The sequence below is a fragment of the Thalassotalea fusca genome, assembly GCF_053485835.1.
Genome location: NZ_JBQRUN010000008.1, coordinates 119,006 through 133,285, shown reverse-complemented (window position 1 = coordinate 133,285; position 14,280 = coordinate 119,006). Strand labels below are relative to the sequence as shown.

At 42.0% G+C, this 14,280-nt stretch carries 13 protein-coding genes and 1 tRNA gene; 5 read left to right on the top strand and 9 right to left on the bottom strand.

Going from position 1 to position 14,280, the window contains the following annotated elements; genetic code table 11:
* Positions 1–155 precede the first annotated feature (155 nt).
* From ACSLUK_RS11910 to ACSLUK_RS11900, 3 genes are all read right to left on the bottom strand, one after another.
* On the bottom strand, positions 156–602 hold the full coding sequence (locus tag ACSLUK_RS11910; RefSeq protein ID WP_448548876.1) for an integrase arm-type DNA-binding domain-containing protein: 447 nt from the start codon (positions 600–602) through the stop codon (positions 156–158).
* A gap of 172 nt (positions 603–774) precedes the next feature.
* Positions 775–851 (bottom strand) — tRNA-Ile (locus ACSLUK_RS11905).
* A gap of 159 nt (positions 852–1,010) precedes the next feature.
* On the bottom strand, positions 1,011–3,770 hold the full coding sequence (locus ACSLUK_RS11900; protein WP_448548875.1) for a choice-of-anchor B family protein: 2,760 nt from the start codon (positions 3,768–3,770) through the stop codon (positions 1,011–1,013).
* Positions 3,771–3,963: 193 nt separating this feature from the next.
* Here ACSLUK_RS11900 and ACSLUK_RS11895 point away from each other — a divergent pair, with 193 nt between their 5' ends.
* Together ACSLUK_RS11895 and ACSLUK_RS11890 are read left to right on the top strand one after the other, a co-directional pair.
* A complete protein-coding gene (locus ACSLUK_RS11895) occupies positions 3,964–4,773 on the top strand; it encodes an MbnP family copper-binding protein (RefSeq protein WP_448548874.1) in 810 nt (269 codons plus the stop codon).
* 1 nt (position 4,774) lies between these two features.
* The gene (locus ACSLUK_RS11890; protein WP_448548873.1) at positions 4,775–5,917 is read left to right on the top strand and encodes an MbnH family di-heme enzyme; all 1,143 of its coding nucleotides are present in this window, start codon (positions 4,775–4,777) and stop codon (positions 5,915–5,917) included.
* 21 nt (positions 5,918–5,938) lie between these two features.
* Here ACSLUK_RS11890 and ACSLUK_RS11885 read toward each other — a convergent pair whose 3' ends face one another.
* From ACSLUK_RS11885 to rpsU, 5 genes are all read right to left on the bottom strand, one after another.
* Positions 5,939–6,541 (bottom strand): outer membrane beta-barrel protein, encoded by a 603-nt coding sequence (locus tag ACSLUK_RS11885; protein WP_448548872.1) that lies wholly within the window; start codon positions 6,539–6,541, stop codon positions 5,939–5,941.
* A gap of 120 nt (positions 6,542–6,661) precedes the next feature.
* Positions 6,662–8,512, bottom strand: a complete 1,851-nt coding sequence (gene rpoD / locus ACSLUK_RS11880) for an RNA polymerase sigma factor RpoD (RefSeq protein WP_448548871.1) — start codon at positions 8,510–8,512, stop codon at positions 6,662–6,664.
* Between the two features lie 153 nt (positions 8,513–8,665).
* Positions 8,666–10,423 carry a DNA primase gene (gene dnaG / locus ACSLUK_RS11875; protein WP_448548870.1) on the bottom strand — a complete coding sequence of 586 codons (1,758 nt, stop codon included), beginning with the start codon at positions 10,421–10,423 and terminating at the stop codon, positions 8,666–8,668.
* 176 nt (positions 10,424–10,599) lie between these two features.
* A complete protein-coding gene (locus tag ACSLUK_RS11870) occupies positions 10,600–11,046 on the bottom strand; it encodes a GatB/YqeY domain-containing protein (protein ID WP_448548869.1) in 447 nt (148 codons plus the stop codon).
* A 40-nt stretch (positions 11,047–11,086) separates the two neighbouring features.
* Entirely contained in the window at positions 11,087–11,302 is a 216-nt protein-coding gene (gene rpsU, locus ACSLUK_RS11865; RefSeq protein WP_448548868.1) for a 30S ribosomal protein S21, read from the bottom strand.
* Positions 11,303–11,517: 215 nt separating this feature from the next.
* On the opposite strand from rpsU, the gene tsaD reads away from it, so the two are divergent.
* A complete protein-coding gene (gene tsaD, locus ACSLUK_RS11860; protein WP_448548867.1) occupies positions 11,518–12,531 on the top strand; it encodes a tRNA (adenosine(37)-N6)-threonylcarbamoyltransferase complex transferase subunit TsaD in 1,014 nt (337 codons plus the stop codon).
* A 22-nt stretch (positions 12,532–12,553) separates the two neighbouring features.
* On the opposite strand, the gene plsY is transcribed toward tsaD, so the two are convergent.
* Positions 12,554–13,171, bottom strand: a complete 618-nt coding sequence (plsY, locus tag ACSLUK_RS11855) for a glycerol-3-phosphate 1-O-acyltransferase PlsY (protein ID WP_448548866.1) — start codon at positions 13,169–13,171, stop codon at positions 12,554–12,556.
* A 175-nt stretch (positions 13,172–13,346) separates the two neighbouring features.
* Here plsY and folB point away from each other — a divergent pair, with 175 nt between their 5' ends.
* Positions 13,347–13,703 (top strand): dihydroneopterin aldolase, encoded by a 357-nt coding sequence (gene folB, locus ACSLUK_RS11850; protein WP_448548865.1) that lies wholly within the window; start codon positions 13,347–13,349, stop codon positions 13,701–13,703.
* A 2-nt stretch (positions 13,704–13,705) separates the two neighbouring features.
* Positions 13,706–14,269 (top strand): 2-amino-4-hydroxy-6-hydroxymethyldihydropteridine diphosphokinase, encoded by a 564-nt coding sequence (folK, locus tag ACSLUK_RS11845; RefSeq protein ID WP_448548864.1) that lies wholly within the window; start codon positions 13,706–13,708, stop codon positions 14,267–14,269.
* Positions 14,270–14,280 lie beyond the last annotated feature (11 nt).

Here is a 14,280-nt window from a genome sequence, read left to right as displayed (position 1 = left end):
AAAAGGAGGAGTTACAATTACGTGCTGCTGGCATTTTAACGACGTTCAGATATGTTTAATTTATTTAAACCTGATTTGTTAGTTTAAACTAGCGGAGAATTTTTTACTTGAAGTAATTAATGAAGTAGAAGTACATCAATTTATTATTTCTGTGTCTATTTGTCGCAGTCATCTTTAATAAGCTCTAATATGTGCTTTTCTAAAGAGCGATATTGCTTCTCAATTGTTTCTTGTTTGACTTGCTTTAGTTTTAACTCTTTCCATTTAAGCGCATATACTCCAAATGTATTGGTGAGAGCTTCGAGTAATTCGCTTTCTTGCTTTGAATAGTGTTCTTTTGGATCCAGCTTCTGTGCTAAAAGAGATCTCGCCTCCTGCCTCTTTTGTCTTGCTTGGGCTAAAGTTATCTCGGGATAGCAACCAAAGCCTATATTTGTTCTAGATTTGGTGAGTGGTTTAATGTAGTTAAACAAGAATCGCTTTTTGCCATTAGGCATTACCCTTAGAAATAAACCGTTACCATCCGAAAGGTTATATTCCTTTTCTTTGGGTTTAGCTGATTTAATTTTGGTATCAGTAAGTGGTTTAGGTATCTTGGGCATGTAACACTCCTGAACGATCATATTTAACGATGTTAAGAATAATGTTACATAAAACGTGAGCTGTCACTAGAATATGTCAGAATGTTTCGTAGAAAAAATGTAAGAAAATGTGTTAAAAAATAAGCAGTTATTATAAATATTAATTCTGCTAATAATTGTTCGTAAGAAAAAATGGTGGCCCCTCCCAGACTTGAACTGGGGACCTACCGATTATGAGTCGGGTGCTCTAACCAACTGAGCTAAAGGGCCATTTTAGAAATTCTGCACAGATCGTACAAAACGGCGAGCAGTATAAGCATTTTTTATTTTGATGTCACGCGCGTTAAATCAAAAATTATCGATATTTTGCTTGTTCGCTTAATTGTTAGTCAATCCTGAGCACGTTGCGTGCTCAGGATATCAGATTAGTTACTTCCGGCGAAACCTGAATAGGCCTGCAAGTAGTAATAGCGCACCATAGCCGAAGCTTCCACCTCCGCTGCCACCACTATTGTTATTAGGTGGTTCAGTCGGTGTAGGGGGCGTTACAGGCGCCACTACAGTGATGGTAATGCTCTTTGTTGTACTGGCTTCTCTAAAGTCGGTGGCAGTGAAGTCAAATGTTAATGTAGCGGCTTCACTTGGTGCAACAAAGCTAGCATCTAATGTCGTTGCATCTGTTAGGTCAACACTTGGTCCTGAGGTTTGTTGCCAAAGGAAAGTAAGTTCATCGCCGTCCATGTCGCTTGCTTGTGCAGTGAGATTGACAGTTTGTGTGGTATTAACAGAAAAGTCTTCGTTCAATGTCACAGTCGGCGGATTATTGGTATCGTCATCAGCAATATTGACCGTTATTGATGAAATCGCGCCAATCGAAGTTAAGCTCGGATTGGCTAAATTGATAGTAAATGATTCCAGCTGTTCTTCTAGTTCATCGTCTATCAGATCAATAACAATGCTCTTGTTGCTATTGTCGTTAGCGTTCCAGTCTAAACTACCTGATGCAAGTACAAAATCATCACCTTGAGTAGCACTGTCTGCAGTGATGGTGTAATCAATCGAAATCGTATTGTTGGTATTACCGTTGCGAGCTACAGATATGGTAGTTTGGCCACTATTTTCAGCGACGGTAATAGACTGCTGAACAAAGCTCACCGAGCTGTTGTCGGCGTCACCGGTAATATTGACTGTTAAATAACTTGGTGCCGACAAAGACGCGCCACTTTTAGGGTCAAACAAGCGCACAAAGAATTTTTTGGCGGTTTGATCACCGCTATCTAACAATGCGATGTTGATAGATTGGATACCATTACTGTTATCTTGCCAATCTAGTCGTCCAGTTACCGGTGTGTAATCAGTATTGGCTTTGGCACTGCCATCTAAGATTTCATAGCCAATTGAAACTGAACTGGCATTCGCATCAACATTTTGGCGCATGACAGGCAATGAAAGTACTTCACCTGGTAAGCTATCAATCTCGCTTTGGGTAAACGAGATGTGACCTTGCGTATCGTTGTGCGTGTTATCTTTAAGTATGTATAAACCACTATCAATATCGCTTACTAGTATATTGCCTGATGGAAGGAATGGGTAAGTACCCCAAGCACCATCAAAGCCAGCACTATTTCCCGGCGTATAGGTATCGAAGTAACCGATTGTTTGAGGTGTTGTTGGGTCAGTAATGTCGAGTATGGTCAAGCCTTTTTGATAATTCGACATATAGTAACGGTTACCGCGAACAAAACCGTTGTGATCAATAGCTCTTGACGTGCCCGTCCAGCTGCCTACAAGTGTAGGAGTGTTTAAATCTTCAATCGAAAATACCCGAACGGTAGTCGATACCCCAAGGCGAGATTCATCGAGCTCATCATGCAAGAAAACAAACATGTTATCTTCCGTTGACCATCCTGAATGCACGTACTGAGGATTGCTGTAGGTGCCTCTACCAAGTGAGGTAACGTTGTCAGTGTCAGAGATATCCCATAACAACATCTCAGTTTCGTTGAAGTCGATAAACACGGTACATGAGCTATTTGAATTTACACAGTCACGATTTTTGCGCTCGTCATCTATGGTGATTGATGCGCCATCATGAGTGTATGGTCTATTACCAGTATCTACGGTTGTGTTGTAATTGTCAGAAAGTGGTGTCAGCGTGCTTGGCGTTGCTAATGAATAATTTTGATATTGGCCGGTATTGCGTTCAGTCCCTATAAGGTGTAGTACTGGGGTCGCATTAGGTCTGGCGATGTTATAGGTGTAATCAACATTAGAGATGTAAACATTGTGTGCATTATTCACTGTCTCATTGTTTTCAACTACGTTGATAGAATGTGGCAAATTATTTAGGTTAATGATAGTGACGTGATCGGTCACACTCGGGCTAGCGCCATCTAAGGTCACATAGGCATATGCTTGCCATAAATTAAGATTTTCATCGAAATACTGATAAACCTTAATATCGCGCCAAGTTACAGATTGACCAGAGATTGCACCGACCTCTTGAGGCGAGCTTGGATCGGAAACATCAACAACAACTGTACCGTTTCTAAGTCCCATAATGGCATATTCTTTACCAGTATTGAGATCAACGTGACCCCAAATGTCACTGGCTTCAGCTGGCGCTATGCTAATTGCACTTAATGGCATATGGCTAATTAAATCGACATTGTTGCAATCAAACACATCGGCTTTGCCGTCAACACATTCGATGTTGGTGTGCGCTTCATTTAAGCTTGCATAGCTGGCGAGTTTTTTCGCTAGTTTCTTATCGGTTTCTTGAGATTTACCGTCAGCGATTACATTAAAACCTTGATTACTTAGTTCTTTAGCCATATCCATTGGTACGCCAATAAGCGTAGTACGGTTAGAAGCAGGGCTTTGGCTTTGGAAGTGATCAAATCGGTTATAGCCTCCTCGTACAGGTACGATATTGCTCTTTAGGTAAAATATTTCGTCGACATTATTAATGCTATATGTACCGCTGCTTACTAGTACCTTGTCACCTTTATTTGCTCTAAGTACAGCGTAGCCAATTGATTTACATGGACGTAATGGATTGTCGCAGTCGCCTTTGTCTACCCCGTTTTCAGCAACAAATCGTGCTTTGTCGTGTTCAGAATGAGCGGATAAGTTGAAAGTTACTCCCAGCGAAAGCGCTAAAATGGATAACTTCAAAACATTATTCATTGGCAAAATCCTTGTCTAATCGGTCAACGGCACTGGCATAAAATAGTGGCAATGGTGCTGTTTTCATAAAATTTAAGTGTTATATTTGTGTAAATTAACATAGATTCATTTAACAAATATACAAAAAATTGTCTGAAAATTAGCCTGGTAACATAATTGGCTGCTTAGTTTCATGCAAAATAAGAGGTACAGAGTGAGAGTTCTTGTATATTCAATTATTGTGGTACTCACCGTTTTGCTAGCGGCATGTGAAACTCATAAGAAACAGTCAGATATTCCTATGGTGTTGACGTATAAGGGGAAGAACTTAACTTGCGATGCGTTAAATAGTCAATCTGGTTGGCAAGTTGAGCAAATTCAGTTTTTTATTAGCGACTTGTCTATCAAAGATCATCACAATCAATGGCATCAGCTTGAATTTGAATCTGGTCAATTTCAAAGTGAAAATGTTGCGTTGTTGTCGCTGATGTGTGAGCAGGGAAATGTTGCTGAACAAAACCTTCAATTGGCCCTTACTAGCAATATTGTGCCTGCTGATATATCCGAAATCGCGTTTGATTTAGGGGTACCATTTGACCTAAATCATCAAAACCCGCTCACGCAGCCTTCACCATTGAACGAAGCCAGCATGTTTTGGGTTTGGCGTACGGGGCATAAGTTTATGCGCGTTGAAATGAACAATAGCAACGATGCTTGGTGGTTTCATCTAGGCTCTACCGGCTGTAGTTCGGCAAGCCCAGTAAGATCGCCCGTCGAATCTTGTCGACAGCCAAACCGCTTTCGTTATCACATAGCAACTAACACGCATGAGCCAATAAACATCCATTTTGCATTGGATGCTTTATTGTCAAACATGCCGTTAAATGAACGCAATAGTTGCCAGTCTGAACCGGACAATGCAAGTTGCCATGCATTGTTTAGCAATGTTCAACGCGCTTTCAGTATAGGAACTCTCGCGCCAGCGACGAATACTCACGCGAGTCTTGCCGATAATGAAAGCTAGTATGCCCAAACAAAAGTACTTGGCGGGTGTGTTGGCAGTGCTAAGCATTGCATTTGTTGGCGCGTGCTCGGAACAAAAAACACCAACGCCTTATAAATGGCCGGTAGTTGAAGGTTTTCCACTACCACAAGTACCCGCTGACAACCCGATGACGCTGGAAAAAATAGAACTAGGGCGTCATCTCTTTTACGACAAGAATCTATCATTTAATCAAACGCAGTCTTGCGCAAGTTGTCATGAACAGGCATTTGGCTTTGGCGAGAATAAACCTACTTCGGTAGGTAGCACCGGACAAGCCCATCGCCGCAATGCTCAGGCGCTTGTCAATATTGCCTACAACAAAACACTGACGTGGGCGCATGATGGCATCACGTCTCTTGAGCAACAAATATTGTTACCCATGTTTGGTGAGTCTCCGATTGAATTAGGCATTACTGGTCATGAAGCAGAAATTTTACAGCGCTTCAATAGTCCAGAATATCAAGCACTGTTCCAAGCAGCATTTGCTGATCAAGCCATTAGCTACGATTTAATTGTTAAGTCGCTTGCCAGTTTTGTTCGTAGTCTTATCTCGCTTAATGCACCATTCGATCGGTATGCATACTACGGTGAAGACAATGCGCTTAATGCGTCAGAACTTAGGGGGATGAACCTGTTTTTCTCTGAAAAATTAGAGTGTCACCATTGCCATGGCGGCTTTAATTTTACGCAATCAACGAGTCATGAAAAACAGCAACTAGACCGAAGGCCGTTTCACAATACTGGTTTATACAATGTTATTAATGAAAATGGTGAGGCGGGGTACCCCAAAAAGGATATTGGTTTAGCGGAAATCAGTACCTTAGCGCGTGATAATGGACGCTTTCGTGCACCTACGTTAAGAAATATCGCCGTTAGTGCACCGTATATGCATGATGGTAGCATCGCTACCTTGGGTGAAGTAATAGACATGTACGCACGTGGTGGGCGCGATGTTTCCTCAGGTGAATTGACTGGTGATGGCAAGCTAAACGCGCTCAAAAGTCAATTTGTTAAAGGGTTTGAGCTAAGTGAACAAGATAGAACCGATTTGTTGGCGTTTCTGCATACGTTGACGGATGAGCAATTTTTAACGGACGTTAAATTTCAAGCGCCGTCTCAATAAGCGGCGCTCTACAATAACGTGTTAAAAGGTGAAGCTTATGCCGGAATATACTTCACTTTGAATCCACAAATCCCCTGTCACTGAAAGGCTACATTCAGACTCGTTACAGAGAAACTCTCCTTCATTATTAAACAGGGTTGCATAAACACGGCCACCGAAAACAAAGTTGAGATTGTCTGCAAGCTTAACTTTGGTTGACAGCCCTAAATTGCCTGATAATTTCGTTTCACTGTCATAAGTATCGTTACTTGGAGAGAAAAATGTCGCGCCAATTCCCCCCGACAGCAAAATAGGAATGTCACCCGTCGTTAATGGGACATTACCGCCCAAGTGTAGGTAACTAACGCTCAGCTCGGTGTCAATTGCCGCTTGTTTTTCGAATGGCGTTTTGTTGTGACTAAATAAAATTTCGCCCTGACGCGATTGATCGAATGGCCACGCGAAAACTACACCATAACTGGATTGGTCATCTAGGTTTAAGCTTGAGGTGTCACCGTTAATGCTAACGTCGAAATCACCACCAAAACGATAGCCTGCAAATGGCGTTATTTCATATTCAGTTTGCGCAATTGATTGTGTGGAGGTTAACAGTAATATCGCCGATAGTAATAAACCTTTCTGCATCATGCATCCTTAGGTAAGTAAACTTGTATAACAAGCTCGTAAACTATGAGATCCCATTATAAAAAAATCCAGCACAAAGGCTGGATTTTTATTGTTAATAATCGTAACGCTTAGCGCTAATTACTCACCGTCTAAGAAACTCTTAAGTTGTTCAGAACGAGAAGGGTGGCGTAGTTTACGAAGCGCTTTTGCTTCGATTTGACGGATACGCTCACGTGTTACGTCAAACTGCTTACCAACTTCTTCTAGCGTATGGTCGGTATTCATATCAATACCAAAACGCATTCTTAACACTTTCGCTTCTCTTGCAGTTAGGCCAGCAAGTACTTCATGAGTAGCGTGCTTCAAGTTTTCAGACGTTGCTGAATCTACAGGTAATTCACCGCTGCCGTCTTCAATGAAGTCACCTAAGTGCGAATCTTCATCATCACCAATTGGCGTTTCCATTGAGATTGGCTCTTTGGCGATCTTAAGTACTTTACGGATTTTGTCTTCCGGCATTACCATACGCTCAGCTAATTCTTCTGGCGTAGGTTCACGACCCATTTCTTGTAACATTTGACGAGAAATACGATTCAATTTGTTAATCGTTTCAATCATGTGTACAGGTATACGGATGGTACGTGCCTGGTCTGCAATCGAACGAGTAATTGCCTGACGGATCCACCATGTTGCATACGTCGAGAATTTGTAACCGCGACGATATTCAAACTTGTCTACCGCTTTCATCAAGCCGATGTTACCTTCTTGGATTAAGTCCAAAAATTGTAAACCACGGTTGGTGTATTTCTTGGCGATTGAAATTACAAGACGTAAGTTTGCCTCTACCATTTCTTTCTTCGCACGACGTGCTTTGGCTTCACCAATTGACATACGACGGTTGATGTCTTTAATACCGTGTACGTTTAGGAACGTTTCTTGTTCAAGTTGGTTCAACTTGTAAATACAACGCTCAATTTCTGGTTCAACATCTGCTAAGCGTTTTGCATAAGGCTCGCCAGAAGCCATTTGTGCTTCTAACCAGTCTTTCGAAGTTTCATTGCCCGGGAAGATCTTGATGAACGTAGCTTTTGGCATACCTGCACCAACAACACAGTGCTTCATGATCAAACGTTCTTGAACACGTAAACGATCCATTACCTCACGCATGTTCTTCACAAGGCGGTCGAAAACTTTCGGTACTAAACGAAACTCTTTGAAGACGTCAGCTAATTCATCAATAGCTTTTTCGGCGTCTGCATGACCGCGGCCTTTATTACCAATGATTTTGTTGGCGGCTTCATATTTGTCACGTAACGCAGTAAATTTCTCGCGTGCTAGCTCTGGATCTGGACCTGTATCTTCCTCTTCATCACTATCGCTATCGTCATCGCTATCTGCATCATCGTCTTCGTCATCTAAATCTTCTTCAGAGAGTTCAGAGCCGATATGTGTAGCAGCAGCTGGAATTTCGTCTTCTTCAGCGTCAGGATCTTGGAAACCAAGAATAATATCGCTTAAGCGACCTTCTTCTGCTTCAAAGTTATCCCATTGCTCTAGTAAGTAGTTGATGGCAGGTGGATATTCAGCAACTGAGCGCTGAACTTCTTTGATACCTTCTTCGATGCGTTTAGCGATAACGATTTCGCCTTTACGGGTTAACAGTTCAACTGTTCCCATTTCACGCATATACATTCGAACAGGATCGGTAGTTCTCCCAATCTCGCTTTCAACCGTTGCAAGGGCTTGCGCGGCAGCTTCAGCGGCATCTTCATCGGTATTTGCTTCACTCATCATTAGAGTGTCGCTATCAGGTGCATTTTCAAATACCTGAATACCCATATCGTTGATCATGCGAATTATATCTTCAACTTGATCAGAATCGATAATATCTTGTGGGAGGTGATCGTTAACTTCAGCAAAAGTTAAATAACCTTGTTCTTTACCTTTGGTTATTAACTCTTTGAGTCTAGATTGTGGGGCTTGATCCATTGACGAGTGTCCACCTTAAATTGACTTTCAAAATTGGCACAGTAAAGCCGAAAATTTTAGCAAAATGCATATTAAATTACCAGCAATAAAGTGCAGTATCTAATCTTACGCTTGGAACAATTATAGCAGTATTCCTATGTTGCGTATGACTCTTTAAGCGTTTAACAACGCTTGTAGTTCTTGCTTTTCTACTGGGGTTATCTGCCCAGTACGCGCTTTTTGTAATAATATTTCTGTACGTTGCTCGACGAAATTATCCAAAAGCTTTTCAATACTATCTAGAAAGACGCCTTCCGCGGCTTCTTCAACAATGTGGTGTTGCCAACACAGTAATGTTGACAAGTGCTTACCATATTCACTGTCTCTAAAGTATTCAATTATTTGTCCGCTGTTCAACTTTTCGTGTTGCAAACAAAGCGTAATAAGTTGATTTAGCAAGGGAACGCCTGGTAAATCAAGTTCAGCGATCACACGTGGATCGGGTAACGCCTTTACTATATGGGGATACTCTAGCAATAATGCAATAGCTAATCGTATTGGCGTTACTTTGGGTTGTTTTTTATTTGCTAATTGCGCTGGCTGGCTGGGCGTCGCCTGACTTAGTCTAGCAAGTTGCTTTTCGCTGCCTGCACCGAAATTATTGGCTAGTTCGGTGATAATGCCGTCTTTTAGCGTGCCGTCTGGCATTTTATTTAAATAGGGTTGGAAAGATTCAATGAGTGCCGCTTTACCTTCTAAGGAATTCATATCCACTTGTGCAAGTAAGTGCTCGAACAAAAACCTTGAAAGTGGTGTTGCTGAGTCTAATATCTGTTCAAATGCTTGCTGCCCTTGTTGCCTGATCAAAGAATCAGGATCTTCACCGTCAGGTAGAAATACAAACTTCAATGACATGCCGTCTTTGATTAACGGCAAGGCATTTTCCATTGCGCGCCAAGCTGCGTCGCGGCCAGCACGGTCACCATCGTAGCAACAAATCACTTCTTTTACGGTACGAAATAGCACTTGTACCTGATCTTCGGTCGTAGACGTACCTAGCGAAGCTACAGCATAATTAACGCCATGTTGTGCCAACGCGACAACATCCATGTAGCCTTCAACTACGACCAAACGCGTTAATTGTTTATTGGCTTGCTTAGCTTCATACAGACCATAAAGCTCTTGGCCTTTGTGATAGATACGTGTTTCTGGAGAGTTGAGGTATTTAGGCGTGCCGTCACCCAACACACGACCACCAAAACCGAGTACGCGACCACGCTTGTCGCGAATTGGAAACATAATGCGCCCACGAAAACGATCATAGGGGCGGTTTTTGTCGCCTTGAATTGCCATGCCTAAGTCTACTAACTGCTGACATTGCTGAGGCGTGCGACCGAACACTTTCATCATGTTGTCCCACTGGTCGCTGATGTAGCCTATTCCAAATGTTTTCGCGATTTCGCCGCTTAATCCTCGGCCTTTTAAGTAATCAATGGCAACGTGTTTGTCTTCAGCTGTTTTTAACTGTTGTTGATAAAATTTGCTGATGCTCGCCATGATTTCATAGTCATCTTGCTTTTGCTGATAAACTTGCTGTTGCTGTTTTAATTGTGCAGGTGTTTGATGGTTGTTTTCACGCGGCACCTCTAAATTGTAGAGAGAGGCAAGTTCTTCAATAGCATCGGGAAATTCTAAACGATCAAATTCCATTAAAAACGAAATGGCATTGCCATGAGCGCCACAGCCAAAGCAATGGTAGAACTGTTTGTCTTGGCTAACAGTAAAGGAAGGCGATTTTTCAGTATGAAAGGGGCAACATGCCTGATAATTCTTACCGGCTTTTTTCAATGACACACGACTATCTACAATTTCAACGATATCAGCTCTTGCTAACAAGTCATCGATAAACTGTCGAGGGATCATTCCGGCCATTAAAAATAACTACCTACATCAAAATGCACAAAGTACAAGTTTACTATTAGCTTGAAATAATGCGCAATCATATTTGTAATTGCACTCATTCAAGCCGATTAAATTTGCTATATGTCAGACACAAAAAACGCGAGACATCACAAATGGCTCGCGTTTTGGCTGCAACGGTTGTGAACTTAGCTATTTAGTGCTTTACGAACTAAACCGCTAACCGCGCCTAAGTCAGCTTTACCTTGCATTTGAGGTTTTAATATCCCCATAACTTTGCCCATTTCAGCCATTGAACGGGCACCCGTTTCAGCAATAGCCGCTGCAATGAGCTGCGCTATTTCATCATCGGTTAAAGGCGAAGGTAAAAATTCTTCCAATGTTGCAACTTCTGCCGCTTCTTTAGCAGCCATATCTTCACGGCCACCTTCATTAAACATAGCGATTGAATCTTTACGTTGTTTTACCATTTTAGTTAAAACAGCAATAACGTTTTCGTCGGTTGTTTCGACTCTATTATCAATTTCAGCTTGCTTAATAGCAGACAACGCCATGCGAATAGCGCCAAGACGTTCTTTGTCTTTAGCTCGCATAGCGTTTTTCATTTCGTCTTTGAGTTGTTCAAGCAGTGTCATGCTGCAGACTCAATCAATTGTCTAAATTTACTAAGGTAAATTAGTACAAACGAACGCGACGTGCGTTTTCACGAGAAAGCTTTTTAGCAGCGCGCTTAACAGCAGCAGCTTTTTTACGCTTACGTTCCCATGTTGGTTTTTCATATGATTCGCGACGACGTACTTCTGATAAAATACCTGCTTTTTCACATGAACGTTTGAAACGACGTAGTGCTACGTCAAATGGTTCGTTTTCTCTTACTTTAATTACTGGCATGTTGCCTCTTACCTTAGAAATTTATCTATATAAATCGGCGAATATTTTAAACATAAAAACTACTTATACTGTCTAATATTCACCCGCTCTATTAAAAATGGGTGACGCATTCTATTCCTATCATAGTTTATTGTAAAGTCTTAATGTGTTTTTACTGGCGAAAAACTCACAACAACGGTAAAATCGCCGCCGAAATTAACCGGGGTATTAAAAATATGCGAATTTTAGGTATCGAAACATCTTGTGATGAAACGGGTATTGCTATTTATGATGAAGATAAGGGGATTTTATCGCATCGCTTATATAGTCAAATTGCCGTTCATGCTGATTATGGTGGTGTAGTGCCTGAACTTGCGTCTCGCGACCATGTCCGTAAAACCATTCCTTTGATCAAAGAAGTGTTCGCTGAATCAGGGCTATCGCCTCAAGACCTAGATGGCGTAGCTTACACCGCTGGGCCAGGGCTTATTGGTGCGTTACTCGTTGGGTGTTCAATTGGTCGAAGTTTAGCTTATGGTTGGGATTTACCCGCCGTGCCTGTTCATCACATGGAAGGACATTTACTTGCCCCAATGCTTGAAGATGACGTGCCTGAATTTCCTTTCGTTGCGTTATTAGTATCAGGCGGTCACACCATGTTAGTACGTGTTGACGGCATTGGGCATTATGAGTTGTTAGGCGAGTCTGTCGATGATGCGGCGGGCGAAGCGTTTGACAAAACAGCTAAGCTGCTTGGGTTGGATTATCCTGGCGGTCCTGCACTGGCTAAAATGGCTGAATCTGGCACTAAAGGGCGGTTTAAGTTTCCGCGCCCAATGACTGATAGGCCAGGACTTGATTTTAGTTTCAGCGGTTTAAAGACCTTTGCCGCAAATACGATTCGCAAAGAGGAGATGTGTGAACAAACACATGCTGACGTTGCATACGCATTTCAAGAAGCTGTTGTTGACACCTTAGCCATTAAATGTAGACGCGCATTAGAGCAATGTGGCTTAAAGCGGTTAGTCATTGCAGGTGGTGTGAGTGCAAATACGTCTTTGCGGGTCAAACTCGAACAAATCACAGCTAAATTGGGCGGCAAGGTTTACTACCCACGTCCTGAATTTTGTACTGACAATGGCGCGATGATCGCCTATGCGGGAGTGCAACGCTTAAAAGCAGGTGTGAGCGCAGATATGACATTCAAAGCTACGCCTCGTTGGCCGCTCGATACACTTGAAGCCATTTAATTCTGTATATATCGTTTAATGATTAAGACTCATCATTAGGCGAAGTCTTACGCGAAAACTTAATTTTAGTTTCGGTGCCTTTAAGTAACCGCATAATATTGGCGCGATGTCGAACGACGATGAGCGCTGACAACATCAATACCGGATACGTATATAGCGGTTTTAACAGGTAAGTATAAACAGGAGCTAAACTAACGGTAACTATGGCTGCTAAGCTTGAATACCTAGAAGTTTTGGCAACAAGAATCCAAGTTAATACTAGCAACCCTGCTAAATCTAAGCCGATTGGTAACAGTACACCAAAGGCGGTCGCGACTGCTTTGCCCCCTTCAAAATTGAAAAACACTGGGTACATGTGACCTAAGCAAACGGCAAGAGCAATTAACCCTAGCGATAGTGGTGGTAAACCTAGGAAATATGCGCCCCAAACAGGAAAGGTGCCTTTTAATATATCGAAAGCTAACACGCTGGCAGCGGTCAGTTTATTGCTAATACGCAACACATTGGTTGCACCGGGATTATTTGAGCCTGTTGTTCGGGGATCTGGCAGCCCCAACATTCGACAGATCAATATGGCACTGGAAATTGAACCAATGAGGTAGGCAACTACAATCATAACCAGTGTCAAAAAGACTATCATCTATCAAAACTTCCAGGTCGGGTGATAATTCGGATTTTTGTGTATTGTATCGTTATGTAATCTAGTTTTTCCACTCTCACACAGGTAAACTCTGCACTAATTTGTAAATTAATGCCAAATTTGTGCAATCTGGTCGACCTGATCAGCTAACAGCGACCATTTGAGGAAGTAAAAAATGGATAAAGTGTTTATCCAAGGTTTAAGCATACAAACAACAATCGGATTTTATGCGTGGGAAAAAGAAATCAAGCAAACATTGATTTTTGACTTGTCACTGGGCTGGGACATTCGTCCTGCTGCGGCAAATGATGAATTAGCGAAAACACTTGATTACGCTGATGTTTCTCAAGAAATAGAGCGATTCGCCAATGCTAATCCTGTTGACTTATTAGAAACATTAGCCGAACGAACGGCAAGTCATTTAATGGACAAATACCAGATTAGCTGGCTGAAGCTTCGTATTGGAAAGCCTGGTGCGGTATATAATGCGCAATCTGTGGGCGTTGAAATTGAACGCAGTAGGGCAGAATAGTTGTGTCATTGTGTGCAGTTGAAGCCGAACAGGCTATCTGTGAAATGGAGGGGAAACAGATTAATCGCAATCAGTCTCTAAGCACACCTGTCTACGTTTCATTGGGCTCAAATATCGACAAAGAGAACAACCTGCGTGCTGGAATTGCACAAATCAAGCAATTATATGGTGACGTGATTTTGTCCTCTGTATATGAAAGTGACCCAGTTGGCTTTGTGGGCGACGCTTTTTACAACATGGTGTTGCTATTTCACACTGAGCAAACACTTGAACACGTGGCCAAGCAACTCCGTGAGATTGAATTTGCGCATGGCCGTCCAAAACAGGCACAAAAGTTCAGCTCACGTACGTTAGATTTAGATATTTTATTGTTTGGTAATACCGTTTGTCAGACGCCCATTACACTTCCCAGAGAAGAAATCTGTTTTAATGCCTTTGTGCTGTGGCCTTTAGCTGAAATTGCTCCGGAGTTAAAACACCCAACTACCCAATTAACCCTACAGTCAATGTGGCAAGTATTTGATAAATCAACACAAAAATTAAGGAAAATACCGTTCAATTTTTAACATCAATCGAT

Coding starts and splice junctions, on each gene's coding strand:
- plsY (WP_448548866.1), bottom strand. CDS start 13,171: ATGATAGTCTTTTTGACACTGGTTATGATTGTAGTTGCCTACCTCATT.
- ACSLUK_RS11910 (WP_448548876.1), bottom strand. CDS start 602: ATGCCCAAGATACCTAAACCACTTACTGATACCAAAATTAAATCAGCT.
- rpoD (WP_448548871.1), bottom strand. CDS start 8,512: ATGGATCAAGCCCCACAATCTAGACTCAAAGAGTTAATAACCAAAGGT.
- ACSLUK_RS11900 (WP_448548875.1), bottom strand. CDS start 3,770: ATGAATAATGTTTTGAAGTTATCCATTTTAGCGCTTTCGCTGGGAGTA.
- ACSLUK_RS11885 (WP_448548872.1), bottom strand. CDS start 6,541: ATGCAGAAAGGTTTATTACTATCGGCGATATTACTGTTAACCTCCACA.
- ACSLUK_RS11870 (WP_448548869.1), bottom strand. CDS start 11,046: ATGACACTGCTTGAACAACTCAAAGACGAAATGAAAAACGCTATGCGA.
- rpsU (WP_448548868.1), bottom strand. CDS start 11,302: ATGCCAGTAATTAAAGTAAGAGAAAACGAACCATTTGACGTAGCACTA.
- folB (WP_448548865.1), top strand. CDS start 13,347: ATGGATAAAGTGTTTATCCAAGGTTTAAGCATACAAACAACAATCGGA.
- ACSLUK_RS11890 (WP_448548873.1), top strand. CDS start 4,775: ATGCCCAAACAAAAGTACTTGGCGGGTGTGTTGGCAGTGCTAAGCATT.
- dnaG (WP_448548870.1), bottom strand. CDS start 10,423: ATGGCCGGAATGATCCCTCGACAGTTTATCGATGACTTGTTAGCAAGA.
- tsaD (WP_448548867.1), top strand. CDS start 11,518: ATGCGAATTTTAGGTATCGAAACATCTTGTGATGAAACGGGTATTGCT.